Raw genomic sequence first — 26,468 nt, forward strand, 5'->3', positions numbered from 1 at the left:
CTGTAGGGTCGCCATTTATGGCGACCGATTTACGCTGACAACCTTACGCCATTCATGGCGACCTGAATAACGGGCAAAAAAAATCCCACAGCCCCGAAAGGCGGTGGGAGAAACTAAGCGCACCCGGTTAAAGTACGCTCAAAGGTTCAGGTCAGTTACGAATTAAGCTGGAACAGTGACATCTGCGACATATCGGTGAAGGTCTTATACGACGCCTGCAGTGCCGTCTGTTGCATGGTGTAACTGGAGATCGCTGAGGTGTAATCGACCTCAACCAAATCACTCATCTGCGACGCCATGATGGTGTCACGATCGTCACCCTGCGCATCCAGCGTATCCAGTTCAGCTAACTTTGTACCCACAGCAGAGCGCACGGTTAACACGTTGTTCAGAGAGTTGCTCAAACCACGGTTAGTCTTGTCCAGTGCATCCTGGAAAGTCTGTTTCGTCGCGGCATCAGCGTCATCCTGCGGAACTTTCAGCGCTGCGATTGCGCTATCCAGCATGTTAAACAGGTTGGTTTCGCTGGCGCTGTTATCGGGCTCGGCTTTCGCGTTGCCGGTGATCGACATAAATACCGAGTCGCCGGTATCGCCCACCGTCATGGTGCGGCTGGAGTCCACTTTCTGCGAAATAGCATCAGTGCCGCCGGTGTACGTCACGCCAGTACCGGAATCGGTAAACGGTGCGGTATCAGTTTTATAACCAGCAAAAATGTAGCGACCGTTGCCATCCTGGCTGTTCGCCTGGTTGAGTAACTGCGCGCGGATGCCTTCTAACTGAGTGGCAATTGAACCACGGTCATCATCACTCAGCGTACCGGTTGAGCCATAAACGATCAGCGTCTGCGCATCCTGAATACTGCTGGTGACGCTGGAGAGGGCATTCTCTTCCATCGACAGGCTCTGATCGGCGTAACTGCGTGCCGTGGCATATTGGCTACTTTGCGCCTGTGACTGTGACAACACCACAGAACGCGCGGCGGCAATCGGATCATCAGAGGGATTACTGACGCGGCGGCCGCTAGAAAGCTGCTCTCCCACTTTCAACCAGGAAGACTGCGAATCGGTAATCCCGCGCACCTGCTGGTTAAAAATCATATTAGTACTTAAACGCATGGGCTTTTATCCTCTCTGCTTAGCCGCGGATGTCCATCAGCGCATTGAAAATGGTGCTGGCCGTTTGCAGCACTTGCGCATTAGCCATGTAAAATTGCTGATACTTAGTCAGGTTGGCGTACTCTTCATCGAGGTTAACGCCGGAAACGGATTGCTGACGATCGGTCAGCTGATTAACCACGTTTTCCTGAGTGGTGCTTGCCGTTTCCAGCGAGCTGGTTTTGTTACCGATGGTGCTGACGATACTGGCGTAAGCCTGCGCAATGGTGGCATTGCCGTTCACCAGGTTGGCGTCCTGCAGGTTCAGCATTTTTTGCGCGTTGGTGTTATCACTCTCACCGCTGGTCGCAGACGATGCCGCTGCAATCTGCGACTCATCGGTAATCGCTACTGTCATGCCGGCGACCACGTTCTGTACCGGTTTCACCAGGAAGCTATCTTTAGCACTCGCGCTGCCGCTGACCGTCAGATCAAGACCATCGAAGCTCAAGGTAGTATTGCCGCTGCCATCCGTGCCTTGCGTCGGAGTGATTTTCACGTTGTCCGACATACGCGTCACAGACCAGTTGCTGCCGTCATAGCTTACGGTGTAGTTCGAAGCTTTTAAGGCGCTGCTGTCTGACCAGGCCGCGCTGACTGTAGCGCTGCCGGTGTTCTTACTATTGCTGACAACTGTTGGGCTGCCGATGGTGAAGAAATCGGTTCCCTGATTACCGTTGCTGTCGTAACCCTGGGTTTGCACTGCGTTGAAACTGGTGGTGAACGCGGCAGCCAGCTGACCGAGCTGATTCTGCGCGGTATCCAAATCCTGCGTACGGAACGCCAGCAAACCGCCGAGCGAACCGGTGGTCAGGGTTTTTTCCGGGATTTCAACGTTACCCGCCAACTTATCAACATAACCAACCGTGGTGCGCGATGGGTCACTGCTGGAAGGCATCGCCACCAATTGCGTGGTGTTTTTGCCGTTAACCAGCGTCAGGCTGCCCATAGAAACTACATAGCTGCCATCCTGCTGCGACACGCTGACGCCAACCACATTATTCAGGTTGTTGACTAGCTGATCGCGCTGATCGAGTAAGTCGTTTGGCGCCGTGCCACCGCCGGTGGTCAGCTTGGCAATCTGCGTGTTGAGATCAGCGATTTGTTTGGTATAGGTATTAATCTGATCAACGCTGGAGCCAATATCAGTATTGACGCTGCTCTGCATGTTGTTGAGATACTGCGCGGTGGTCTGGAACTGGTTCACCAGGCCTTGCGCATAACTCAGCATCGACTGACGTGCTGACGGATCATCTGCGTTACTCACCACGCTCTGCACGTTGGTGAAGAAGTTCTGGATCGACGTCGACAGGCTGGTGGTCGAGGTAGAGAGCAGATCGTCGATATTGGAGATCTGCGAATATTGGGTGTTCACCGCACTGTAATTGGCGCTCGCGCCACGCAATTGCGCGGTAATGAACTGATCGTATTCACGTTGCACACCGGTCACGTTGACACCATTTCCGTAGTAGCTGCTGCCGGAGAGCGTGCTGTTGGCCTGGCTTAACAGAATAGTCTGACGCGAATAGCCCGCTACCGTGTAATTGCTGATGTTGTTACTGGTGGTGCTTAATGCAGCCTGTGCGGCGCTCAGTCCACTCATCGCTGAGTTAATTATGCTGGACATCTCGGTTCCTTAATTTCCCGTTAACCGGGCTGGCAGTCATCAGTGCGATTGCGCGGACGAGAACGCCCGCGGCATGTGATTGTTATCGGCGTGCTTAAGTGAAACTTGAGAGCAAAAATCAGAACAAATCGGTGATGTCGTTGCTGTACGCCTTCACCACTTTTTCGCCCATGTTTTTGAATTGCTGGATCATTCCCACCAGTTTCTGCGCATACTTTGGATCGGTAGCGTAACCGGCGGCCTGCAAGGCACGCGCGCCCTGCTCGGCGCTCGGTGCGTTGGCAACGGCGGCATAACGAGGATTGTTGGAAAGCAGTTTGACGTAATCGCTGAGCGCTTCCATATAGGAACCGTAAACACGAAAACTGGCGCGCACTTTCTTCGCTTCGCCGCCTTCGTATTCGGTGGTCATGATATCGGTGGTTTCGCCCTTCCAGTCGCCGCTTGCCTTGATGCCAAACACGTTGTAACTCGGCTTGCCGTCGCGCGTCAGAATCTGTCGCTGGCCCCAACCGGATTCCAGCGCGGCCTGCGCCAGAATCAGGTGATGCGGGATGCCGCTCTGCTGGCTGGCGACCTGCGCCGGCTGCGCCAGCTGCGCGATAAAGTCATTGCTGTCGCTCGGCAAACTGCTGGGCGAGACCGGCAAACGCGGCACCGCTTTACGCACCATCTGCTCCAGCTGATTCGACGGCAGGTTGCTATAGATGAAGCTGTTATCCAGCTTCATCGGCACCGTACCGGCGGTTTCGTCCGGCTCCTGAGCGGGCTGCATCTGCTTAACGATGATATCGGCCATGCCGAGACCGCGTTTGCCGATGTCCTGCGCAATCTGCTGATCGTACATCGAGGTGAAAAGCCGCGTCTGATCGTTGCTCAGCAGGCCATCCTGCGGCAGCGCTGCACGCATGCTTTTCATCATCATCTGCACGAACATCCCTTCTACCTGCTTGGCCACCTGCATCGCCTTCCCTTTCGGGTCGGCGGCGGCTTCGCGTTTCAGGTCGTTCAGCGAGCGGCTGTCGTACGCCGCATTGACCAGCGATTGCGTATCGTTCATCAGATAATTTCCAGTTTGGCGCGCAAGCAGCCTGCGCTTTCCATCGATTGCAAAATCGACATCAGCTCAATCGGTGACGCACCCAGCGCATTCAGCGCACGCACCACGTTATTGAGGTTGGCGCTGGAGTTAACCCGTTGCAGCGCGCCGCCACTCTGACGTAGATCGATCTGGGTGTTGTTGGTGGTCACAGTCTGACCACCCGCCAACGGTGTATCCGGCTGACTGACGTTCTGCTGCTGATTGACGGTAACCGACAGATTGCCCTGCGCCACCGCACAGGTGTTCAGCGTCACTTCGCGGTTCATCACCACCGAACCGGTACGTGAGTTGATAATCACTTTGGCATCTTCCAGCGGCACCGAAACATCGAGGTTCTGAATTTCGGCCAGCAGACGCACCTGAGAACTGTTATTCGGCGACACGCGGATCTGCACGGTACGGGCATCCAGCGGCTGCGCCGAACCAATGCCACGGCTGTTGATGGCGTCGGCAATGCGCTGCGCCATGCTGAAGTCTTCATTATTCAGCTGCAGGTTAATGGTGTTCTGGCTACCAAAGTTGCTCTGCAGTTCACGCTCTACCGTGGCACCGCCGGTAATGCGGCCACCGTTCAGCTGGTTAACCTGCACGCTGCTGCCACCGGCCGAAGCGCCTGCGCCGCCGACCAGAATGTTACCCTGCGCCAGCGCATAAACCTGGTTATCGACGCCTTTCATCGGCGTCATCAGCAGCGTACCGCCGCGCAGACTTTTGGCGTTACCCAGCGAGGAGACCACCACGTCGACGGTTTGGCCCTGACGCGCAAAGGTCGGCAGCTTGGCGGTAACCATCACCGCCGCCACGTTTTTCAGCTGCATGTTGGTACCGGCTGGCAACGTAATACCCAGCTGGGAGAGCATGTTGCTCACGGTTTGCGTGGTGAACGGCGTTTGTGTGGTCTGGTCACCGGTGCCATCAAGGCCCACCACCAAGCCGTAACCGATCAGCTGGTTGTCGCGCACGCCCTGTACGGAGGTCAGATCGCGGATGCGATCAGCATGCGCCAGCACGCTGAAACCGAGCAGCAAGCAGAGGCTCAGGCGGAGCAGAGTCGTCATATTCATTCTTAATACCTCTTACATCGGCGAGACGTTCAGGAAGAAACGCTGGAACCAGCCCATCGTCTGCGCTTCATTGATATAACCATTTCCGACGTACTCAATACGTGCATCGGCCACCGCGGTCGACAGCACCGCATTGCTGGCGCTGATGGTGCGCGGGTTAACCACGCCCGAGAACCGGATGAATTCGGTGCCCTGGTTAATTTCGATCTGTTTCTCACCCACCACGCGCAGGTTGCCGTTCGACAACACCTGATTGACGGTGACGGTGATGGTGCCCGTAAAGGTGTTATTGGCCGTCGCGCCACCTTTGCCGGCGAAGTCGTTTTTGCCACTGGCATCCAGCGTGGCTTTTTCGCCACCGGCACCCACCAGACCGCTCAGGCCGGTTGGTACCCCTGTCACACCAAAACTGTTGCTGCCATCGCGGCTGGCGTTGGCCGAAGAACTTTTGCTGGCGCTGACGTTTTCCTGCAAGGTGATCGTCAATGTGTCGCCAATGTTGCGTGGACGGCGATCCTCAAACAGCGGCTGATAGCCGTAGTTCAGCGGTGCGACGCCCTGAAAAATGGAACCGTTCACCACCGGCGGTGCGGATGGCGTCGGCTCTGCCGTTGTCGCCCCTTGCACCAGTGGCGTGCGCGGAACCAGCGCACAACCGTTAAGAGTGAGTAGCAGCGTGGCTACCAACCAATGACCAGGCTTGAGAATCACTTGCTTCGCCACGGAGTTCTAACCTTATTCATGTTGCTTAATCAGGCCAGCGAAGCTGGCCCAACGACACCAGCATTACAGCTGGGTTAACTTCGCCAGCATCTGATCGGAGGTGCTGATCGCTTTACTGTTGATCTCGTAGGCGCGCTGCGTCTGAATCATGGTGACCAGCTCTTCCGCCACGTTGACGTTCGAGGTTTCGACATAACCCTGATACAGCAGACCCGCGCCGTTCTGGCCTGGCGTGCTCTGCGTCGCCGCACCGGATGCCTGCGTCTCCTGATAGAGGTTTTCACCCTGGCTATTCAGGCCCGCATCGTTCATGAAGGTGCTCAGCGTCAGCTGACCGACCTGCGCCGGGTTGGTCTGGCCCTGCTGCGTCACGCTCACCACGCCATCGCGCGAGATAGTGATGCTGGTGGCGTTGGCCGGAATGGTGATGCCTGGCTGAACCGGATAACCGGCGTTGGTCACCAGCTGACCGTTCTGGTCAACCTGGAATGAACCATCACGGGTATACGCCGAGGTGCCGTCTGGCATCTGCACTTCGAAATAACCCTGGCCGTTGATCGCCACGTCTTTCGAGTTGCTGGTCTGCGACAGGTTACCCTGCTGATGCAGACGTTCGGTGGTGACAGGACGCACACCGGTACCGATCTGTAGGCCAGACGGCAGCGTGGTTTGCTCCGACGACTGGGTGCCCGGCTGACGCAGGGTTTGGTACATCAAATCTTCAAATACCGCGCGCGAACGTTTAAAGCCGTTGGTGCTCACGTTCGCGAGGTTGTTGGAGATGACGTCCATGTTGGTTTGCTGAGCGTCAAGACCGGTTTTGGCGATCCATAAAGAACGAATCATGGTGTTTTCCTTACGCCTTAGCTGCTCATGTTGAGCAAGCTGTTAGCTTTTTGTTCGTTTTCATCGACGTTGGAGATCACTTTCATCTGCATCTCAAAACGTCGGGCGTTGGCGATCATATCGACCATGGTTTCAACCGGCTTGACGTTACTGCCTTCCAGCACGCCGGGCATCACGGAGACGGTGGCATCATTCGCCAGCGCAGCACCGCGCGTCGCCTGCGCTTGCTGGGTAGGACGGAACATGCCGTCATCACCACGCTGTAGCTCAGTGCCGGTGGCGCGTACCAGTTTCAGCCTGCCGATCTGCACCGTGGCGTTGGGTGCATCACCGGCATTACGCGAGGTGATGGTACCGTCGGCGGCCACCGTCAGTTCGGAACCTTGCGGTATGGCGATCGGACCGCCATCGCCCATCACGGGATTGCCCTGAATGGTCAAAATACCGGTCGAGCTGATCTGCATGTTGCCGTTGCGGGTATACGCTTCCGAGCCGTCAGCGGTCCGCACCGCCAGCCAGCCATCTTGCTGTACGGCCACATCCAGCGGGCGGCCGGTGTTATCCATTGAGCCCGGTGACATATCGGCGCCCGGCGTGGAAGCGGCAACCAGCGTACGCGTCGGCAACGACCAGCCGCTGACCGGCACCGCGCGCAACGCGTTGAGCTGAGCACGAAAGCCCGGCGTTGAGGCGTTGGCGAGGTTGCTGGCCGTCACCGACTGCTGATCCAACGTCTGACTGGCCGCGCCCATGGCGGTATATATTGCGTGATCCATAAAGCAATCCCGTTAGCGAATTAACGTAAGTTAACCAGGGTGTTAAGAATCTGGTCCTGAGTTTTGATGGTCTGGGCGTTAGCCTGATAGTTGCGCTGTGCCACGATCATGTTGACCAGTTCCTGGCTCATATCGACGTTAGACGCTTCCAGCGCGCCAGCGGTCAGAGAACCGTAGGTGCCGGTGTTAGCCAAACCGATCGCTGCCTGACCCGAAGAGCTGGTCGCAGACCAGACGTTGTCGCCTTCAGACTTCAGGCCTTCCGGGTTTGAGAAGCTGGCAAGCACAACCTGGCCCAGCAGCTGGGTTTTCTGGTTGGAGTAAGTACCGGTGATGGTGCCGTCATCGTTGATGGCGTAGCTGGTCAGATCGCCTGGCGCATAGCCATCCTGCGTTGGGTTACCAAAGGTGGTCGCACCGGTGTTCTGCTGCAGGCTGCCGCTCATGTTCAGCGTGATAGCCTGGCCCGCTGCGGCGCCATTGCTGCCATCAATCGAGAGACCAACGGTCGTTGCGCCATTGACGCCACCCAGGCTGGTCATGTTGCCGCTGGCGTCGAAGCCAACATCAAAATTACCGGCACTTTTACCGGTAGTGGAATCAATCGCGTGCACTGACCAGCTGTTATCCGCGGTTTTGACGTAGTACAAATCCAGCGCGTGGTCGTTACCCTGTGAGTCATAAACGGTCACGGTGCTTTTGGCGTTATAGGTATCAACCGCCGACGCATCGAACTTGGTGTCATCCAGCGCGGTGCTGGTGGAGTTGAGGTTCGCAACCTGAGTCGCCGTGCTGGTCGCGCGGGCTGACATCTGGGTAGTCGGTACACTCAGCGCAACCGGGTTAGCACCGGTCTGAATGGTTGGCGGCGTACCGGTAGCGGGATAGCCGGTTACGGATAAGCCTTGCGTGTTAACCAGGTTACGGTTGGCATCCAGTGTGAACTGGCCGTTACGTGAGTAGTAGACCGCGCCGCTGGTGTCGGTCATACGGAAGAAGCCGTTGCCGCTCAGTGCCACATCCAGGCCACGACTGGTCGTAGTGGTCGTACCGTCGTTAAAGTTCTGAATCACCGCAGCAACTTTAGTACCCATACCGACGTTTGAACCGGCAAACATGTCGGCAAACGAAATGGTGCTGGATTTAAAACCGGCTGTGGCGGAGTTGGCGATGTTGTTACCGATGACGTCGAGGTTACTGGAGGCAGCACTCAGACCACTCACCGCTTGTGAAAAAGACATAGTATTTCTCCTGCTAAAAGGTTAATCAGAGAATCTGACGAATTTCATCGAGGGTTGCGGAGCCCATGGTGCCGAGATCCAGTTTTGCGGTGTCATCCACTGTGCTGACGCCATTGACGTAGGCATAGTTAAGCGGTTGTGCCACCAATTGGGTGCTGCCATTGCTGGCGGCCAGTGAAACGGTATATTTGCCATCCGGTGCGGTGCTGCCATCGGTCAAGGTGCCATCCCATGAGAAGGTGTGCACGCCTGCCGTTAACGCCCCCAAATCGATGGTGCGAACGGTAGCGCCGCTGGCATCTTTGATGGTGGCGGTGGTGGCGGTTGACGCGGTGGTCAGTTCCACACCAAATGGCGTAGTAGTGCCGCTGCCGACCAGAACCTGGCTGCCGTTCACCATCACGCCGTGACCAATCAAGGTCGCGCTCTGCAACGACTGGCTAGAGCTAATCTGACCGGAGATCGATCCCAGCGTGGTATTCAGTTTTTCAATACCGCTTAGGGTGTTGATCTGTGCCAACTGCGTGGTCAGCTGGCTGTTATCCATTGGATTGGTGGGATCCTGGTTCTTCAGCTGTGTAACAAGCATGGTCAGGAACTGATTCTGCAAATCTTGCGCGCTGTTACCCGTGCCTGAGCTGCTGGAGGAGCTCAGCACTGTTGGGTCGAGTGAATCATTTACGCCTACTGCAATGCCCATCATGTCTCTCCGTTATTGACCCATGGTGAGGGTTTTCATCATCATTGACTTCACCGTGTTCAGCACTTCAACGTTGGCCTGGTAGCTGCGCGACGCGGACATGGTGTTGACGGTTTCGGACACAACATCAACGTTTGGCATCTTGACGTAGCCCTTCTGATCCGCCAGCGGATTGCCTGGGTCGTACACCAGTTTTGCTGGAGTAGGATCGTTCACCACGCCAGCGACCTTCACGCCGCCGGTCGCTGCACCTTGTGCGGCGTCGGTCTGGAAAATCACCTGCTTCGCCACGTAAGGCTGGCCATCTGGGCCGGTTACGCTGTCGGCGTTGGCCAGGTTACTGGCGCTGACGTTGAGGCGCTGTGATTGCGCTGTCATCGCAGAACCGGCGATATCAAAGATATTCAGCAATGCCATGCTTATTGCCCCTGCAGAACGCTCATCATGCCTTTGATCTGGCTACTGATGAGGGTGAGATCGGTTTGGTATTTCAGGCTGTTATCAGCAAACTGCGTACGTTCGCGATCCATATCCACGGTGTTGCCATCCGCGGCGGGTTGATCGGGAATGCGGTACAGCAGATCCAGTGACGGCTGAGAGTTGGTTTGCGCTTCAATGTGGCGTGAGGACGTCACATTCAGCGCCAGACTGCTGCCTTCGGCGCGACCGTTTTGCATCACCTTGCTCAGTTGGCTGGCAAAGTCGATATCCCGAGCCTGGTAGCCCGGGGTATCGGCGTTGGCAATGTTTGACGCCAGGATTTCCTGACGCTGAGCACGTAGGTTTAACGCTTCAGTACCAAATCGCAGCGCGGCATCGAGTTTGTCGAGCATGCTTCCTCCGCGAATGAGAATTTCGAGCTGACAGCTTAAGTGGACAAATGCAAGGGTGATCGTCTGAATAGCAGCAAAAATGACGGCTATTTTTGACATTGATTTTTTTGCGCGAGGCGTAGACTCAGTGCCATCTTCTCGTCAGGAGGCGTTATGCGCAGATATTCCACCTTGCTAGCCACACTTTTGCTGGCACTGGCGCTACCCAGCTCTGCCGCGGACCTTACCGCGCAGTTGACTCAATTTTTTAAAGCGCGCGACCCACAACATGCCGCGGGCATGACGGTGGTGGTGCGTACGCCACAGGCGCAGTGGCCAGACTGCGAAACCCCTGAACTGCAGCTGCCGGGCAATAGCCGTCAGTGGGGCAACATCAGCATCGCCGCTAACTGCGATCAAAATCGTCGTTTCCTGCAGGTTCAGGTACAGGTCACCGGGCAATATCTGGTGGCGAGCCGTCAGGTGGCGCGCGGCAGCAATCTCAGCCCGACGGACGTGCGTCTGGAAACCGGACGCCTCGATGAACTGCCAGCACGCGCATTGATGGATAGCAGCGGCGTCATCGATGCGGTCGCGCTGCGCGATATTCCGCCAGGACAGCCGGTTACCGCCACCATGGTGCGTCAGCCGTGGCGCGTGAAAGCCGGTCAAAATGTGATGGTAGTCGCCAGTGGAAACGGGTTTAATGCCAGCAGCGAAGGACGTGCGCTGAACAACGCCAGCGCGGCACAAATGGTGCGCGTGAGGATGGGAAATGGTCAGGTTGTCAGTGGTCGCGTCGACGCGGATGGGAATATTCTGATATCGCTATAAAGCGTTAAAGAACCCTGTTGTTCTGCCGATAGAGATATCAACAAAGACATTACCCTATGCTGACTCAGTTGGCTGACCCCCAACTGACCTTACAGGAGCCTTACCATGAGCATCGACAGAACGCAGCCTACGAATCCGGTTAGCACTGTTCAAACACGCGACAACAACGATAACAGCGGCAAAGTGCGTCAGAGCGCGACGCCAGCAGCCAGCACCACCAGCGAAAGCGGTGCGGAAGTGAAGTTGAGTACCGCGCAGGCGCAACTGATGCAGCCTGGCAGCAAAGACATCAATACAGCGCGCGTTGAGCAGCTGAAGACGGCCATTCGTAATGGCGAATTGAAAATGGATACCGGTAAGATCGCCGACGCGCTGATCGCCGATACCAAGGCGTATTTAGAGGGTAACTAATCCCAATGGACAATTTGCTGATCACCTTAGACAAAATGCAGGACGTGCTGACATCCCTTGCCGTGGTAATGGATGAAGAACAACAGCAACTTTCTGCCGGCCAGGTTAATGGCAACATGCTGCAGCGTATTTCTGAAGATAAAAGCGCGCTGCTGACGACGTTGAATTATCTGGACGAGATGCGCCGCACCACCGAGAAAACCCTCGGCACGCAGGCGCCCTATGGTGATCACAGCGATCGCGAAAGCCGCTGGATGCGTATTCAGCAGCACACGCGCCGCTTGCGCGATGCCAATACGCATAACGGGATTTTGTTGCAGCATCAGATCGGCTTTACCAACGAAGCACTGGCAGTATTGCGACCGCATCAAACCCAGGCGTTTTATGGCCCGGACGGTTTAGGCAAAGGTCAGGCGACGCTGAGTCGTAAAGGGTAGAAAAAAGTGGGTTTGAAGAGGCTGCTATCTTTTGGGATGGCGGCCTTTTTGTTGTGCTTTTAAGCACAGCGCACCAGTGATAAGCAGCAGACGGGAGTGTGTTTTGGGCAGGCATCCGCAGCGCTGAACGGAGAAAGGAAGCCAGGATTTGCCCGCAGGACGCGGGCGAAAGGCTCAGCCGGGACAAGGAAGTCCCGTCTGAGCCGATCCGTCAGGCTGACGTACGAAGTGAAGGTACCGCGAAGCGGCGCGAGGACCGCCGGACCAAAACAAACTTCCGTCTGCGTAGGGGCATGATTTTACACCAGCGTGCGGCGCGCGAAGTCGCGCGGGCGGAAGCCGAGCAGACCAAGCATCACAAAGTATGAGCCGCCGCCAATGGCGCAGACCGCCGCCAGACGAATCAAGCGCCACCACATCTGCCCCTCTTCCCACGCCGGCATCACCTGCAGAATACCCAACAGTGCTGCGGCCATCACCACTACTGCAATCAGCAAACGGATCAGGAAACTGAACCAGCCTGGTTGCGGCTGGAAGATATCCTGCTTACGCAGTTGCCAGTAAAGCAGCGCAGCATTCAGGCAAGCGGCCAGACCGATCGACAGCGACAAACCGGCATGCTTGAGCGGGCCGATAAATGCCAGGTTCATCAGCTGCGTCACAATCAGCGTCACGATGGCAATTTTCACCGGAGTTTTGATGTCCTGACGAGAATAGAAGCCAGGTGCCAGCACTTTCACCACAATCAGCCCCATCAAACCCACTGAATAGGCAATCAACGCGCGCTGCGTCATCAGAGCATCAAAAGCGGTGAATTTTCCGTACTGGAACAGCGCGACCGTCAGCGGCCCGGACAAAATGCCCAGCGCCACCGCGCTCGGCAGCGCCAGCAGGAAGCAGAGACGCAGGCCCCAATCCATCAACCGTGAATACTCTTCCTGATTGCCGCTGGCAAAACTCTTCGCCAGCGAGGGCAGCAAAATGGTGCCCAGCGCCACGCCCAGCACGCCGGAAGGAAACTCCATCAGGCGATCGGCGTAGTACATCCACGAAACCGAACCGGAAACCAGAAAGGAGGCGAAAATGGTGTTGATGATCAGTGAAATCTGGCTAACCGACACGCCAAGGATCGCCGGACCCATTTGACGCATTACGCGCCACACGCCCGCATCGCGCAGATTCAGACGCGGCAAAACCAGCATGCCAATCTTCTTCAGATGCGGCAGCTGATAGAACAGCTGCAACACGCCACCCACCACCACAGCCCACGCCAGCGCCATCACCGGCGGATTGAAATGCGGCGCAGCGAAGACGGCAAAACCAATCATGCTGACGTTCAGCAGCGTCGGCGCAAACGCCGGCACGGAAAAACGGTTCCAGGTATTGAGGATCGCGCCCGCCAGCGAGGCGAGCGAGATCAGCAGAATATAGGGAAAGGTGACGCGCAGCAGCGCGCTGGTTAAGGCGAATTTATCGGCGGTATCGGCAAAGCCTGGCGCCGTTACCACAATCACCCAGGGCGCGGCGATCATCCCTAACACGGTCACCACCGCCAGCACCAGCGTCAGTAAGCCGGAGACGTAAGCGACAAACACACGCGTGGCATCTTCGCCCTGCTTGCTTTTATATTCCGCCAGGATCGGCACGAACGCCTGAGAAAACGCGCCTTCAGCGAAGATACGGCGCAGCAGGTTCGGCAGTTTGAAGGCAACAAAGAAGGCATCGGTTGCCATTCCTGCGCCGAAAACGCGCGCCACAATGGCATCGCGGGCAAAGCCCAGTACGCGGGAAAACAAGGTCATCGAACTGACCGCAGCCAGCGATTTCAACAAATTCATATTGAGTGGCGCATCCTGAAAAGTGTCGGAGAAATGAGCGACTTAGCGCGGACATCCCGTGATGTCCGGCGATAGTCTACTGCCACGGCGGGAAATGACCAGCATTGAGTGTTACAAGGAATTATTCACGTTCGGCATCGCGCCACAATTTTTCCACCAGACGCTGCGCCGCCAGCGCCTGTTCGCCACTGGTTTCAGGCATCGTCTGATTTTCAACGCACTGAATGAAATGGTGCGCAGCGCCGCTGAAACCGCGCTGAGTAAGATGGCTTTGCCACGCGGGCGGCACATCACGCACGATGCCGCCGCGGTTTTCCTGCTGCCAGTCGCGCATCTCGTTAATTTCGATGTATTCACCGTCGCAGATGGCGCTGACGACTTCGCGTTGCGTCCCGGCGCGACGATGCATGCTGGTGGTGATTTGCAGCGATCCGGCGGAGAAATGGTGTTCGGCGTACAGCATCGCGCCATCGTCATTGGTCTCGATATGTCCCAACTCGCGCGTCAGGCTGCCGCCCGCCAGCCACAGCGCGGTGTCCACCACGTGCAGATAATCATCCAGCAGGGTAAAGCGCAGATCCTGTGGACCCACGCTATCCGCGCGATGTTTCTCAATGCGCAGCGAGGCAGCGCGTGGCATGTCACTTTTCAGCTGCTGATAACGCGGCGCAAAGCGGCGGTTAAATGCCACCATCAGCTTGCGCTTCTGCTTGTCCGCCAGCGCCACCAGCGCTTCGGCCTGTTGCAGCGTTTCGGCTAACGGTTTATCGACGCACACATCTTTGCCCGCCAGCAACAGCGCTTTAACCACTTCGTAATGGCTGGCGGTGCTGCTGTGAACAAACACCGCATCGCTGGCGGCGGCCAGCGCATCCAGTTGACCAAAATAAGGTATGCGATAGCTATCGCAGATCGGTTGCGCCTTTGCCTGGTTGGGCGAAAACGCGCCAGCCAATTGCCAGCCGCTGGCTTGCGATAACACCGGCAGCCACGCTTTCTGCGCGATACCGCCCAATCCTACAATGCCAATACGCAGCGTCATATCAGTGCTCCTTTTGCAGCAGCTGTTGCAGTTGCGACTGCAACTCAGCAACCGTTTCTTCAAGTTGCGCGACACGCGCGGTTAAATCGCCGTTGTCACTGACGGTTTCTGCGCTGGCCGCGTCTTCCACTACTTCGCCACCAAACAGATGCATATAGCGGCTTTCACGTTTGCCCGGTTCGCGCGCCAGCCGCACCACCATTGGGCCATCCTCGCGCGTGCTTAAACCGTTAAGCGTCTGCTCGACTTCATTCATATCGCTGAATTCATGCAGACGACCACTGCGGGTGCGCAGTTCGCCCGGCGTCTGTGCACCGCGCAGGAACAGCAGCGTCAGCACCGCCACTTCAGCGCTATTCAACTGCAGATTGCCGAAAGCGGAATTGCAGAAGCGCTGTTCATACTTGCTGACGCGCTGACCGAAGCCATTATTGGCGGTCACCAGATGCTTTTTCACCAGCTCATCAAGCTGCGCTTGCACCTCCATCTCGCTGAGATTCAGCACCGGTTCGCGGTTGGATTTCTGATTACAGGCGGTGACAACGCCATTAAGGGAGAGCGGATATTGATCCGGCGTGGTGACCTGCTTCTCCAGCAGGCATCCAATCACGCGCAATGCCTGCGCGGATAAGGCCATTTTCATTGAGGTCATCCTTTTTTATTGTCCACGGCGATCCGGGGTCCACTCCCGGCAGGTCAACGCGGTGAGTACATGATCCTGCCAGCGCCCATCGATCAACAAGTAATCTTTGGCGTAGCCCTCTTTTTCAAATCCAAGGCGCGTCAGCAAATCGCCACTGCGCTGATTGTGCGGCATGTAATTAGCCATAATGCGGTGAATGCGTTGCTGGCGTTGCATATAGCGGATGGTGGTATTGAGCGCTTCAAACATCAGTCCCTGACCTTGCCACTTCTCGCCCAGCGAATAGCCGAGATAGCAGGCGTGAAACGATCCGCGCAGCACGTTGCTGTAGTTCGCCACACCACGCACTTCGGTCTCTTCCGGGTCCATCAGCACAAAATAGTAGGCTGAGCCCTGTTTATGCATGTCGGCGATCAGTCCGAGGCGCGCTTGCCAGCCCGAAGGATAACAATGGCTCTCGTCGCGCACCGGTTCCCACGGCTTAAGAAACGCACGATTTTCAGCGTAATAATCCGCTAATCGCCAGGCATCGCGTTCATGTACTAAACGCACCACTAAGCGATCGGTAGTGAGGCGCACGCGTGGGCCAGCAGAACGATAGCCAAACATCATGACTCCTGAAATCCATAACTTAAGAAAGATGTACGCCAGCGGCGATACTTCTCACTATAACCGTCACCCCGCTTGCGGTAAAACCCTTGAACGCGTTCCTCAGGATTCATCCTGATTTAGGATTAATATTTCTGCGGATTCGATGAAAAAATATCATCCTGAGAAAGCTGTTTTTCGCCTCTGAGCAGGCGGAAAATAGACCAATTGGTCTCTTATCTCCTCTCACTTGCTCAGGAATTAGCATGTCTCGGGTTGCGCGGGCACGACGCCTCGGTAAAACATTTCTTTTAGTGGATAACATGCTGGTTGTGATGGGATTTTTCGTGGTATTTCCCCTCATTTCCATCCATTTTGTCGAACAGCTGGGCTGGGCCGCGTTGATGGTCGGTATTGCGCTTGGCTTGCGCCAGTTCGTTCAGCAGGGATTCGGCATCTTCGGCGGTGCGATTGCCGACCGTTTTGGTGCGCGTCCGCTGATCGTCACCGGCATGCTGATGCGCGCGGCGGGTTTTGCCTGCATGGCGCTGGCGCATGAACCCTGGCTGCTGTGGTTTGCCTGTTTGCTTTCCGGTCTTGGCGGCACGCTGTTTGATCCGCCCCGCAGCGCGCTGGTGATGAAACTGGTGCGCGCACGCGATCGCGGCCGCTTCTTCTCCCTCCTGATGATGCAGGACAGCGCCGGTGCGGTGCTGGGTGCGCTGATTGGTAGCTGGCTGCTGGCGTGGGATTTCCGTCTGGTGTGTTGGGTTGGCGCGGCGGTGTTTGTCACTGCTGCACTTTTTAACGCCATTTGGTTACCGGCGTGGCGCATCTCGACCGAACGCATTGCGATGCGTGAAGGGATGCAACGCGTCTGGCAGGACAAGCGTTTTCGCCTGTACGTGCTGACCTTGACCGGCTACTACATTCTCGCCGTGCAGGTGATGTTAATGCTGCCAGTGATGGTGAATCAGGTGGCCGGTGCGCCAGCCGCAGTGAAGTGGATGTACGCCATTGAAGCGCTGCTGTCATTAAGCCTGCTCTATCCGCTGGCGCGCTGGAGCGAAAAACGCTTCCGCCTCGAAACGCGTTTGATGGCCGGTTTGTTCCTGATGACCTTCAGCCTGCTGCCGGTTGGCATGACCGATTCGCTGCCGTCGCTGTTTATGCTGATCGCTATCTTTTATCTGGGCTCAATCATTGCGGAACCGGCACGTGAAACGCTCAGCGCTTCGCTGGCCAGTTCGCGTGCGCGCGGCAGTTACATGGGCTTCAGCCGTCTTGGCCTCGCGATTGGCGGTTTGATCGGTTACTCCGGCGGCGGCTGGATGTTCGATATGGGCCAGCAATGGGCGCTGCCGGAACTGCCGTGGATGCTGCTGAGCAGCGTTGGCATGATCACCCTTTTGGCGCTTTGGTGGCAGTTCCAGCCGCGTTCGGTGGCGCCAGCGATTTTCAGCAGCTAGTTTGCCCCTGCCACAGATCTCTTCCATACTTCCCGCACGTCCGAAAAAAGGGTGACCTCCGTCACCCTTAGAACCACAGGAGAAACGGGATGAAACTCTACATCTACGATCACTGCCCTTTCTGCGTCAAAGCACGCATGATTTTCGGCTTAAAAAATCTGCCGTTAGAACTCATCGTTATGCTGAATGACGACGAGCAAACGCCGAAAAAACTGATCGGCCAGAAAATGGCGCCGATTCTGCAAAAGGCCGATGGCAGCGCCGTACCAGAAAGTATGGATATTGTGCGGCTGGTTGATAAATACGATCACGAGCCGCTGCTCAATGGCAAAAGTAATCCTGCGATCAGCGACTGGCTGCGCCATGTGAATGGCTACGTGAATAAGCTGCTGCTGCCGCGCATCGCCGATGCGTCCTTCGCCGAATTCGCCACGCCGGAAGCGCGCAGCTACTTCAGCGAGAAGAAGCAGGCCAGCGTGGGCGATTTCAGCGAGTTGCGTAAACACGCGCCGGGCTTGATCAAAAACATCAGCGATGATTTGCGTCAGCTCGACAAGCTGATCGTCAAACCTAACGCGGTTAATGGCGAACTGTCGGAAGATGATATTCATCTGTTCCCGCTGCTGCGCTCCTTAACGCTGGTCAACGGCATCGAATGGCCAAGTCGCGTTGCCGATTATCGCGACAACATGGCGAAACAAACCCAGGTTAATCTGCTCTCTTCTATCGCCGCATAATCCTCATCCCTGAGAGGCGCTGCGGCGCTTCTCATCTCTCTCCTGGTGACACATGCCGCTGATTCAGGCAGGCTATCGCTGTTTTGCCGTTTCGATCAGGATGAGGACAATATGAAAAAGGCGTTTACCGGGCTTTTCGCCCTGCTTTTTGCCGTGCTACTCAGCGGCTGTAACCAATTGACGCAATACACCATCAGCGAACAGGAAGTGAATCAGGCGCTGCAAAAGCGCAATAACTTCGAAAAAGACATCGGCGTTTCCGGGCTGGTGAATGCGCACATTGTGCTGAGCGATCTCAACAGCCAGATTGGCCGTGAAGAACCCGGTAAAATCACGCTCTCGGGTAAAGCCAATATCAATGTCAGCTCGCTGTTTGGTCCGCAGCAGGCCGAAATGCTGCTGAAGATGAAAGCGCAGCCGGTTTATAACGCGCAGGAAGGTGCGATTTATCTGCATGACATGGAGATTGTCAATGCGCAGGTGCAGCCGGAGAAAATGGCATCGATCATGAAAACCCTCACGCCGTATCTCAATGAGTCGCTGAAGCGCTACTTCAATGAGAGACCTGCTTATGTGCTGAGTGCAGACCGCAGCAAAGGCGAAGCGCTGGCGAAGAAACTCGCTAAAGGAATTGAAGTGAAACCGGGACAATTGGTGATTCCGTTTACTGATTAATCCGCGCAACCGCACTTTCGGGTGCGGTTTTTGTTTGTCACAATAAAATCCCGTGCAAACGGTTGCCCACATCCTTATGATTACTCCCCGGCCTAAACGTGCCTCTCGTTTTCTTCTCAGCCGGAGCCTTTTTGAATGACAGCCCAACCTCAGCACATTACCATCCGCCGCCCTGACGACTGGCACATCCATCTGCGCGATGGCGCGATGCTCAACGCCGTACTGCCTTATACCAGCGCAGTAAATGGTCGCGCGATTGTCATGCCAAACCTGGTTCCACCGGTTATCAGCGTGGCCGCTGCCGTGGCTTATCGCGAGCGCATCGTGGCTGCGTTACCTGCTGAGCATGCTTTTACTCCGCTGATGACCTGCTATCTCACCGACTCACTCGATCCCGATGAGATCGAGCGCGGCTTCCGTGACGGCACGTTTACCGCCGCCAAGCTCTATCCTGCGCACGCCACCACCAACTCCAGCCACGGCGTGACCAATATCGCCGCCATCGCTAAGGTGCTGGATCGCATGCAGCAGATCGGCATGCCGATGCTGGTGCACGGCGAAGTGACCGATTCTCACATCGATATTTTTGATCGCGAAGCGCGCTTTATTGAAACCGTGCTGGAACCGCTGCGTAAACAGTTCCCGGCGCTGAAAGTGGTGATGGAGCACATCACCACGAAAGAAGCTGCGGAGTATCTGGCAGCCGGTAACGAACTACTGGGCGCCACCATTACGCCACAGCACCTGATGTTCAACCGTAACCATATGCTGGTGGGCGGCGTACGTCCGCATCTCTACTGCCTGCCGATTCTGAAGCGCAATATCCATCAGGAAGCGCTGCGCAAACTGGTTGCCAGCGGGAATCGTCGCGTATTCCTCGGTACCGATACCGCGCCACATCTGCGTCACCTCAAGGAAGCCAGCTGTGGCTGCGCCGGTGTGTTCAATGCGCCAACTTCATTGCCGGCGTACGCCACGGTGTTTGAGGAGCTGAATGCGCTGGAACATTTCGAAGCCTTCTGCTCGGAGAACGGCGCGAACTTCTACGGTCTGCCGCTGAATGAGGGCACGCTGACGCTGGTGCGTGAATCCTGGCAGGTTGAAGAGAGCATTGCGCTGGCAGATGACACGCTGGTGCCTTTCCTTGCCGGTGAAACGCTGAACTGGCGCATCAAAGAATAATTATCTGCTGCTTGCCTTCGGGAAAGTTATACTGTACAAATAAACAGTATATTATCCCGGAGGCTTCTATGCGTGTTGAAATTACCGTAGCAAAAACTTCGCCCCTTCCTGCGGGTGCACTGGATGCACTCAGCATCGAACTGGTTCGTCGCATTACGCAGGATTTCCCTGACGACGATCATCACGTCAAAGTGCGTTATGCCGGCGGCAATCAACTCAGCGTGTTTGGTGGCTGCAAAGAGTCACGCGAACGCATCAGCGAACTGTTACAAGAAACCTGGGAAAGCGCTGACGACTGGTTTAATAACGATTAACTGCCACTGTGCCGTTTTTGCCGGGTATCGCTATCCGGCTTTTTTGTTTTTATTTCCCTCTCGCCAGAAAAACTTCCTGCATCTAGACTCATGTTAAACGATCCCCTATTCTTGCCTCGTCATGCTTACAGGAGGTGTTTTACATGACTACTGAAAAACCAGAAGAGGCGATGACCTTCGGAGAATTGCTGGCTTTTATTGCTGAGCAACAGCGCCGCTTAACCGTATTAGAAAATGCGTTTGCCACCTTGACCTTCTGTCTCGACGATCGCGCCAATCAGTTGCTGGTTCACAACCTGACGCTGGAAGCGCAAAACCAGAACCATGACGAGCAGTTACAGCAGCATTTTACCCGGCTGGCGGAAGAGATTCAGAAACGTCACGGCCTGCTGCCGGTTGAGCCTCACTCATAAAAGTGCCCCCTTTTTCGGTCTAAAGTTTTCCCTTATAAAAGCCGATAACTTCGTCAGTACTGCCAGTAATAATTCCAATAAAATGCCTGACGCTGCGGGCATTTTATTATTCGATGAAAGAGCAATCTTAAACGCGTTTATTTTTACTCTGTTTAGGTTCGTCATACCTTTTAACTATTGCACCCGCTATTTCATGTTATAATTGTTTCGCTAGTGCACGATACAGCCGCATTGAACCTCAAGAAGCACTTCGTTTAACGAGTAATACGGAGGTTATAATGGACAGAAATAAAGACGTCATCCAGACTCATCCGTTGGTAGGATGGGACATCAGCACCGTAGACAGTTATGACGCCATGATGATTCGCCTGCACTCGCTCTCCTCGCAGGGGCAGAAAGAAGAAGAAGCTGACGTGGGCCCGACCTACTGGCTGACTACCGACGTAGCCAGACAGTTCATCTCTCTACTCGAAGCTGGCATTGCAAAAATAGAGTCTACCGAGCAGTACCTACGCGACAATCAAAAGCATTAATTTCTACTATCGCGTGAAAGGGCACCCAACAGGGTGCCTTTTTCATGGGCGCTCTCTTTTGATATGCTGTTGAAAAATTTCGCCGTTTTGCTGGAGTGATGTCGTTATGGTTTATGATCTGATTGTGGTGGGAAGCGGTTCAGTAGGCGCAGCAGCCGGGTTTTACGCCACGCAGGCTGGCTTATCGGTGCTGATGATTGATAGCGCCCATCCCCCGCACAGCCAGGGCACACATCATGGGGAAACCCGCCTGATTCGCCATGCATATGGTGAAGGTGAACGCTACGTACCGCTGGTGTTGCGCGCACAGACACTGTGGGATGAGCTGGAACGCCAGAGCGGCGAGCGCATCATGCATCGCAGCGGCATCCTTAATTTAGCGCCCATCACCTCGTCCTTTATTCAAAATGTCATCGATAGTGCGAAAGCGTGGCAGCTGGATGTGAAAATCCTGCAAGCCGATGAAGTGCGTGCGCGCTGGCCGCAATTCACGGTGCCGGATGGCTACATCGGCGTGTTCGAACCTAACTCCGGCTTCCTCAAATGCGAGCAAGCGGTGCGCAGCTGGGTGCAGCTGGCGGAACAGGCTGGCTGCGCGCAGCTGTTTAACTGCCCGGTGACAGAGATGGGTCGCGACGGCGATCTGCAGCAGGTTACCACCAGCGATGGCATTTTCCGCGCGCGTAAACTGCTGGTCAGCGCCGGAACCTGGGTCAGCCAGTTGGTCGCCGATCTGCCGGTTGCGCCCGTGCGTAAAGTTTTTGCCTGGTATCAGGCAGATGGTCGCTACAGCGAGAACAACAAATTCCCTGGCTTTACCGTGGAGATGAGCGATGGCAGCCACTTCTATGGCTTCCCGGCGGATAATAACGCGCTGAAAGTGGGACGTCACGATGGCGGCCAACTGATGCAAACGCCGGCCGATCGCAAACCCTTTGGCAGCATCGCGGTGGACGGTAACGAATCCTTTAACTTCCTGCGTAAATTCCTGCCGGGCGTGGGCGTCTGTTTGCATGGCGAAGCCTGCAGCTACGACAATACGCCAGATGAAGATTTCATTATCGATACGCTGCCGGGCGAGCCTAATCGTCTGATCATCACCGGATTAAGCGGACACGGTTTCAAATTCGCCAGCGTGCTGGGTGAACTTGCCAGTGAATTTGCGCAGAACAAACCGTTCTCTTTCGATATTAAGCCTTTCTCGCTCGCGCGATTTAACTAATCCACAAATGCCGGTGCTAATCCTGTGCCGGCGAAATTGACACAAACTGACAGTTAATTACCTATATCAACATTCAGCGCAGCGCTATGCCGCATTTGGTGTAGTGAATGTGCAATACTCCGCAATAAGCCTCGCCTTTTAAGCTCTCCCTTCAATTATCCTGACTGAGTTTTAATTAATTCCTCATTTATTCCGAAGATGATTTTCAACTTTATAGAAAAGTAAGGTTAATTGATCTTTCATTGCAAAATGTAGATGCTCATTACCACTTATTTCATTTCTGGACCTTTATATGTGGCGTAATTCCACACAGCATTTCGGCGCTGTCTCCATTTTATTGCATTGGCTTATGGCGCTGGCTATTTACGGTATGTTCGCGCTGGGTTTGTGGATGGTGGGATTGGGCTATTACGATGGCTGGTATCACGACGCGCCTGAAATTCATAAAGGCATCGGTATTCTGCTGTTCGCTGCGCTGCTGCTGCGCCTCGGCTGGCGTTTTATCTCGCCGCCTCCTAAACCGTTGTCGAGCTATTCGCCCGCCGTACGACGCAGCGCCACCGCCGCGCACTGGCTGTTATACGGCTTGCTGTTAGTGCTGCTGTTCACCGGTTATCTCATCTCCACCGCCGATGGCAAACCGATCTCCGTATTTGGTTGGTTTGAGGTTCCCGCCCTGTTCAGCGGTGCCGCGCAACAAGCGGATGTCGCGGGTGACATTCATCTTTGGCTGGCGTGGGGTTTGGTACTGATCTCTGCACTGCACGCGCTGGCAGCCCTGAAACACCATTTTATCGACCGTGATGTGACACTGAAAAGGATGTTGGGTTACCGCATCCCGTTAACCTCTGAAAAGGAAAAGTAACATGCTAAAGAAGACATTATTGGCAGTAGCAGCGGCCGGATTATTGAGCGCCAGCCTGACGGCGAGTGCGGCTGACTATAAATTTGATAAGGAAGGCCAGCACGCGTTTGTGCAGTTCCGCATTCAGCATCTGGGTTACAGCTGGTTGTACGGCACCTTTAAAGACTTTGATGGCAGCTTCACTTTTGATGAAGCCAATCCTGCGGCAGATAAAGTCAACGTGACCATCAACACCAACAGCCTCGATACCAACCATGCTGAGCGTGATAAACACCTGCGCAGCGCGGATTTCCTTAACACCGGTAAGTTCCCGCAGGCAACCTTTACTTCTACCGCCGTGAAGAAAGAGGATAAAGATTACAAGATCACTGGCGATTTAACGCTGAATGGCGTGACCAAGCCCGTCACGCTGGATGCAAAACTGATCGGTGAAGGCAAAGATCCATGGGGCGGCTATCGTGCAGGATTTGAAGCCAGCGGTGAGATCGTGCTGAAAGAGTTCAACATCAGCAAAGATCTTGGCCCGGCATCGCAGAAAGCTGAACTGATTATTTCGGTGGAAGGCGTGCGTAAGTAAATGAAATACAGCCTGAAGTCCGCTGACTTCAGGCTGTTTTGCGCTTATTTTTTATCTGGCGCTGGAATCGCCATCGTCATGTTCAGCAAACCACGCGATTTGTTAAACACTTTATTGCCATTTTCACGGCCCGCACGGCGTGCGCGCTGCTCTTCTGGCGACAACGTTGACTCTTCCATGCAGATTGGGCTGCAGCAGTTGTTGTACTTTTCAGAGCAGCTTGGGCACTGGATAAACAACAGATGACATCCATCATTGATGCAGTTGGTGTGGCTATCGCAAGGCGTGCCGCACTGATGACAGCTGGAAAGAATATCGTCGGAAATACGCTCGCCCATGCGTTCATCAAAGACAAAATTTTTGCCCTTGAAACGCACCGGTAAGCCCTGTTCACGTGCCCGACGCGTGTATTCGATAATCCCGCCTTCAATGTGATAAACATCATTGAAGCCGTTGTGCTTCATCCAGGCGCTGGCCTTTTCACAACGAATGCCGCCGGTGCAGTACATGACTATCTTTTTGTCTTTCTGATTCTGCAACATATCAACAGCCATCGGCAGCTGATCGCGGAAGGTATCGGCCGGCACTTCCATGGCGTTATCGAAGCGCCCCACTTCATATTCGTAGTGGTTACGCATATCCACAAACAGCGCATCCGGATCGTCGAGCATCGCGTTAACGTCTGCGGCTTTCAGATAAGCGCCGACATCGCTGGCATCAAAGCTGTTGTCTTCAATCCCATCCGCCACAATGCGCTCACGCACTTTCAGGCGCAGCACCCAAAAAGATTTACCGTCATCATCCAGCGCAATGTTCATGCGTAGGTTGTTCAGTGCCGCATCAAAGGCATACAAAGCGGCCTTCATTTTTTCGTAGCGGCTGGCAGGCACGCTGATTTGCGCGTTGATGCCTTCGTGCGCAACATAGACGCGACCAAACACCTTGAGTTTGGTTAACTCAACGTAGAGGGCATCACGGAAGGCTTTAGGATCGGCAATCTGGAAGTATTTATAAAAAGAGACTGTGGTACGTGGTTCGGTTTCCGCCAACATACGTTCCTTCAGCTCTTTATTGGAAACAAGGTTATGTAACACTGGCATGGTGTTCGTCCTGTTAGCAATCAGAGAAATTTAGCGCGCGTATGATACCCGAATTCTGCCCGATACAAAAATTTTGGTTTGATAAGCCTCTTGAGTGCAATTAGAGGTGTATTCCTGCGCCCCAATTGCGTTTTCGTGCGCATACCTGCTGCCTGATAGCCGTCCACGGTCTATGCTTGATTTCAGCCAGAATGAAAAAATGGCATAATGACAAAAAATTACAGAAACCGGACTCTCTGGCATAAGACGCAGGATACTGACATTTCCATGACTCAACTTCCCCAACTCACCCGTGAACTGCTTCATCCGCGCTATTGGCTCACCTGGCTTGGCATCGGTTTTCTTTACCTGCTGGTACTGCTGCCCTATCCGGTACTGCATGCGCTAGGCTGCGGTCTTGGACGTATTGCGATGCGTTTTATGAAGCGTCGGGTAGAAGTGGCGCAGCGTAATCTGGAAGTGTGCTTTCCCACTATGCCGACCAATGAGCGTGACGCGATGGTGAAGCATAATTTTGAATCTGTGGGCATGGGGCTGATTGAAACCGGCATGGCATGGTTCTGGCCAGACTGGCGTATTCGTAAATGGGTCTCCACCAGCGGCCTGGAGCACGTTACCAACGCACTGGCTGAGAAACGCGGCATATTATTAATTGGTATGCACTTCCTGACTCTGGAATTGGGTGCGCGCGTGTTTGGTATGCACAATCCAGGCATCGGCGTGTATCGTCCCAACGACAATAAACTGATCGACTGGCTGCAAACCTGGGGCCGGATGCGCTCCAATAAAAGCATGCTGGACCGCAAAGATCTGAAAGGCATGATTCGCGCCATGAAGAACAACGACATTATCTGGTATGCACCGGATCATGATTATGGCCCGCGCAGCAGCGTGTTTGCGCCGTTCTTCGCGGTTCAGGACGCGGCGACAACCACCGGCACCCACATGTTGATTCGTCTGGCAAACCCAAGCGTGGTGCCGTTCCTGGCGCGACGTCTGCCAAACGCGCGCGGCTATGAGCTCAAAATGATGCCAGATATCCGTGACAAATTTACGCTGGAATCAGAACTCGAGACCGCTGTGGTGATGAATAAAGTGGTGGAAGAGACGGTGCTGCTGGCTCCCGAGCAATATATGTGGCTGCATCGCCGCTTTAAAACGCGTCCGCAAGGCGAGCCATCGGTTTATTAGTATCGGGCGGGGCACATGTATGCCCCGCTGTTTATATGCACTAATTTGCCTTTTGGCACGATGATATGCGGTTATTTATTAGTGAGTCGTGCCAGCCTGAACTTAGTCTGATAGTTTGCTTAGCGCCGAATTTAATCAGACATCATTCCTTTTTAGCGCGCAATTTTGACGTAAAATTAACCTTTCCTTACGCCGCAGCAGCCAAATTCTGCGCTGATGCTTGATTCAAGGATTTGTCCCTCATTAATATTTATTCATCAAAGTTTAGCGTTTCGGATCTGATTTCTACGACTTCCAGGTCTTTTCCTATTTAATATTGCTAAACCCTTCGGCGTCACTAATTAATGCA

At 54.8% G+C, this 26,468-nt stretch carries 30 protein-coding genes; 14 read left to right on the top strand and 16 right to left on the bottom strand.

Annotated elements, in window-relative coordinates; all coding sequences use genetic code 11:
* Window positions 1–155: 155 nt before the first annotated feature.
* The 11 genes from flgL to flgB form a co-directional block, all read right to left on the bottom strand.
* The gene (gene flgL / locus HX773_RS02620; protein WP_176970309.1) at window positions 156–1,118 is read right to left on the bottom strand and encodes a flagellar hook-associated protein FlgL; all 963 of its coding nucleotides are present in this window, start codon (window positions 1,116–1,118) and stop codon (window positions 156–158) included.
* Between the two features lie 19 nt (window positions 1,119–1,137).
* A complete protein-coding gene (gene flgK / locus HX773_RS02625; RefSeq protein ID WP_176970310.1) occupies window positions 1,138–2,784 on the bottom strand; it encodes a flagellar hook-associated protein FlgK in 1,647 nt (548 codons plus the stop codon).
* 118 nt (window positions 2,785–2,902) lie between these two features.
* Window positions 2,903–3,844 carry a flagellar assembly peptidoglycan hydrolase FlgJ gene (gene flgJ, locus HX773_RS02630; RefSeq protein WP_176970311.1) on the bottom strand — a complete coding sequence of 314 codons (942 nt, stop codon included), beginning with the start codon at window positions 3,842–3,844 and terminating at the stop codon, window positions 2,903–2,905.
* A complete protein-coding gene (locus HX773_RS02635; RefSeq protein WP_304623158.1) occupies window positions 3,844–4,950 on the bottom strand; it encodes a flagellar basal body P-ring protein FlgI in 1,107 nt (368 codons plus the stop codon). The genes flgJ and HX773_RS02635 overlap by 1 nt, the downstream gene beginning before the upstream one ends.
* Before the next feature lie 12 nt (window positions 4,951–4,962).
* Window positions 4,963–5,673, bottom strand: a complete 711-nt coding sequence (locus HX773_RS02640; RefSeq protein WP_176970313.1) for a flagellar basal body L-ring protein FlgH — start codon at window positions 5,671–5,673, stop codon at window positions 4,963–4,965.
* Between the two features lie 63 nt (window positions 5,674–5,736).
* Complete coding sequence (flgG, locus tag HX773_RS02645) at window positions 5,737–6,519, bottom strand: flagellar basal-body rod protein FlgG (protein WP_007885801.1); 783 nt, start codon at window positions 6,517–6,519, stop codon at window positions 5,737–5,739.
* Between the two features lie 17 nt (window positions 6,520–6,536).
* Window positions 6,537–7,295, bottom strand: a complete 759-nt coding sequence (locus HX773_RS02650) for a flagellar basal body rod protein FlgF (RefSeq protein WP_176970314.1) — start codon at window positions 7,293–7,295, stop codon at window positions 6,537–6,539.
* Window positions 7,296–7,315: 20 nt separating this feature from the next.
* Complete coding sequence (gene flgE, locus HX773_RS02655) at window positions 7,316–8,536, bottom strand: flagellar hook protein FlgE (RefSeq protein WP_176970315.1); 1,221 nt, start codon at window positions 8,534–8,536, stop codon at window positions 7,316–7,318.
* 25 nt (window positions 8,537–8,561) lie between these two features.
* Window positions 8,562–9,236: a flagellar hook assembly protein FlgD gene (gene flgD / locus HX773_RS02660; RefSeq protein WP_176970341.1), complete on the bottom strand. Its 675-nt coding sequence runs from the start codon at window positions 9,234–9,236 to the stop codon at window positions 8,562–8,564.
* A gap of 12 nt (window positions 9,237–9,248) precedes the next feature.
* A complete protein-coding gene (gene flgC / locus HX773_RS02665) occupies window positions 9,249–9,653 on the bottom strand; it encodes a flagellar basal body rod protein FlgC (protein ID WP_008103089.1) in 405 nt (134 codons plus the stop codon).
* Window positions 9,654–9,655: 2 nt separating this feature from the next.
* Complete coding sequence (gene flgB, locus HX773_RS02670) at window positions 9,656–10,069, bottom strand: flagellar basal body rod protein FlgB (RefSeq protein ID WP_008103091.1); 414 nt, start codon at window positions 10,067–10,069, stop codon at window positions 9,656–9,658.
* Between the two features lie 153 nt (window positions 10,070–10,222).
* Between flgB and flgA the strand changes: the two genes are divergently transcribed.
* The 3 genes from flgA to flgN all read left to right on the top strand — a co-directional run bounded on the left by flgA (window position 10,223) and on the right by flgN (window position 11,730).
* Entirely contained in the window at window positions 10,223–10,882 is a 660-nt protein-coding gene (gene flgA, locus HX773_RS02675; RefSeq protein ID WP_176970316.1) for a flagellar basal body P-ring formation chaperone FlgA, read from the top strand.
* A 105-nt stretch (window positions 10,883–10,987) separates the two neighbouring features.
* Window positions 10,988–11,293, top strand: a complete 306-nt coding sequence (gene flgM, locus HX773_RS02680; RefSeq protein WP_007885819.1) for a flagellar biosynthesis anti-sigma factor FlgM — start codon at window positions 10,988–10,990, stop codon at window positions 11,291–11,293.
* 5 nt (window positions 11,294–11,298) lie between these two features.
* The gene (flgN, locus tag HX773_RS02685) at window positions 11,299–11,730 is read left to right on the top strand and encodes a flagellar export chaperone FlgN (RefSeq protein ID WP_176970317.1); all 432 of its coding nucleotides are present in this window, start codon (window positions 11,299–11,301) and stop codon (window positions 11,728–11,730) included.
* Window positions 11,731–12,029: 299 nt separating this feature from the next.
* Here flgN and murJ read toward each other — a convergent pair whose 3' ends face one another.
* The 4 genes from murJ to rimJ all read right to left on the bottom strand — a co-directional run bounded on the left by murJ (window position 12,030) and on the right by rimJ (window position 15,862).
* Entirely contained in the window at window positions 12,030–13,568 is a 1,539-nt protein-coding gene (gene murJ, locus HX773_RS02690; RefSeq protein WP_176970318.1) for a murein biosynthesis integral membrane protein MurJ, read from the bottom strand.
* A 121-nt stretch (window positions 13,569–13,689) separates the two neighbouring features.
* Window positions 13,690–14,610, bottom strand: coding sequence for a Gfo/Idh/MocA family protein (locus tag HX773_RS02695; RefSeq protein WP_176970319.1), 921 nt, complete (start codon window positions 14,608–14,610; stop codon window positions 13,690–13,692).
* 1 nt (window position 14,611) lies between these two features.
* Entirely contained in the window at window positions 14,612–15,253 is a 642-nt protein-coding gene (locus tag HX773_RS02700; protein ID WP_176970320.1) for a DUF480 domain-containing protein, read from the bottom strand.
* Window positions 15,254–15,268: 15 nt separating this feature from the next.
* The gene (gene rimJ / locus HX773_RS02705; protein WP_176970321.1) at window positions 15,269–15,862 is read right to left on the bottom strand and encodes a ribosomal protein S5-alanine N-acetyltransferase; all 594 of its coding nucleotides are present in this window, start codon (window positions 15,860–15,862) and stop codon (window positions 15,269–15,271) included.
* Window positions 15,863–16,107: 245 nt separating this feature from the next.
* On the opposite strand from rimJ, the gene mdtH reads away from it, so the two are divergent.
* From mdtH to HX773_RS02755, 10 genes are all read left to right on the top strand, one after another.
* A complete protein-coding gene (mdtH, locus tag HX773_RS02710) occupies window positions 16,108–17,310 on the top strand; it encodes a multidrug efflux MFS transporter MdtH (protein ID WP_176970322.1) in 1,203 nt (400 codons plus the stop codon).
* Between the two features lie 89 nt (window positions 17,311–17,399).
* Window positions 17,400–18,047, top strand: coding sequence for a glutaredoxin 2 (gene grxB / locus HX773_RS02715; RefSeq protein WP_008103110.1), 648 nt, complete (start codon window positions 17,400–17,402; stop codon window positions 18,045–18,047).
* A 111-nt stretch (window positions 18,048–18,158) separates the two neighbouring features.
* A complete protein-coding gene (locus HX773_RS02720; RefSeq protein ID WP_176970323.1) occupies window positions 18,159–18,722 on the top strand; it encodes a lipoprotein in 564 nt (187 codons plus the stop codon).
* 135 nt (window positions 18,723–18,857) lie between these two features.
* Window positions 18,858–19,904 (top strand): dihydroorotase, encoded by a 1,047-nt coding sequence (gene pyrC / locus HX773_RS02725; protein ID WP_176970324.1) that lies wholly within the window; start codon window positions 18,858–18,860, stop codon window positions 19,902–19,904.
* 68 nt (window positions 19,905–19,972) lie between these two features.
* Complete coding sequence (gene dinI, locus HX773_RS02730; protein ID WP_007893661.1) at window positions 19,973–20,218, top strand: DNA damage-inducible protein I; 246 nt, start codon at window positions 19,973–19,975, stop codon at window positions 20,216–20,218.
* Window positions 20,219–20,361: 143 nt separating this feature from the next.
* A complete protein-coding gene (locus HX773_RS02735; protein WP_101760862.1) occupies window positions 20,362–20,631 on the top strand; it encodes a hypothetical protein in 270 nt (89 codons plus the stop codon).
* Window positions 20,632–20,909: 278 nt separating this feature from the next.
* Window positions 20,910–21,164: a biofilm formation regulator BssS gene (bssS, locus tag HX773_RS02740; protein ID WP_008103119.1), complete on the top strand. Its 255-nt coding sequence runs from the start codon at window positions 20,910–20,912 to the stop codon at window positions 21,162–21,164.
* Window positions 21,165–21,270: 106 nt separating this feature from the next.
* Window positions 21,271–22,386 carry an N-methyl-L-tryptophan oxidase gene (gene solA, locus HX773_RS02745; RefSeq protein ID WP_176970325.1) on the top strand — a complete coding sequence of 372 codons (1,116 nt, stop codon included), beginning with the start codon at window positions 21,271–21,273 and terminating at the stop codon, window positions 22,384–22,386.
* A 292-nt stretch (window positions 22,387–22,678) separates the two neighbouring features.
* Window positions 22,679–23,251, top strand: a complete 573-nt coding sequence (locus HX773_RS02750) for a cytochrome b (RefSeq protein ID WP_176970326.1) — start codon at window positions 22,679–22,681, stop codon at window positions 23,249–23,251.
* A 1-nt stretch (window position 23,252) separates the two neighbouring features.
* Window positions 23,253–23,828: a YceI family protein gene (locus HX773_RS02755; protein ID WP_176970327.1), complete on the top strand. Its 576-nt coding sequence runs from the start codon at window positions 23,253–23,255 to the stop codon at window positions 23,826–23,828.
* A gap of 44 nt (window positions 23,829–23,872) precedes the next feature.
* On the opposite strand, the gene HX773_RS02760 is transcribed toward HX773_RS02755, so the two are convergent.
* A complete protein-coding gene (locus tag HX773_RS02760) occupies window positions 23,873–24,928 on the bottom strand; it encodes a rhodanese-related sulfurtransferase (protein ID WP_176970328.1) in 1,056 nt (351 codons plus the stop codon).
* Window positions 24,929–25,195: 267 nt separating this feature from the next.
* On the opposite strand from HX773_RS02760, the gene HX773_RS02765 reads away from it, so the two are divergent.
* Window positions 25,196–26,119 (top strand): Kdo(2)-lipid IV(A) acyltransferase, encoded by a 924-nt coding sequence (locus HX773_RS02765; protein ID WP_176970329.1) that lies wholly within the window; start codon window positions 25,196–25,198, stop codon window positions 26,117–26,119.
* Window positions 26,120–26,468 lie beyond the last annotated feature (349 nt).

The organism is Pantoea sp. B9002 (assembly GCF_013385945.1).
Taxonomy (GTDB): Bacteria; Pseudomonadota; Gammaproteobacteria; order Enterobacterales; family Enterobacteriaceae; genus Pantoea.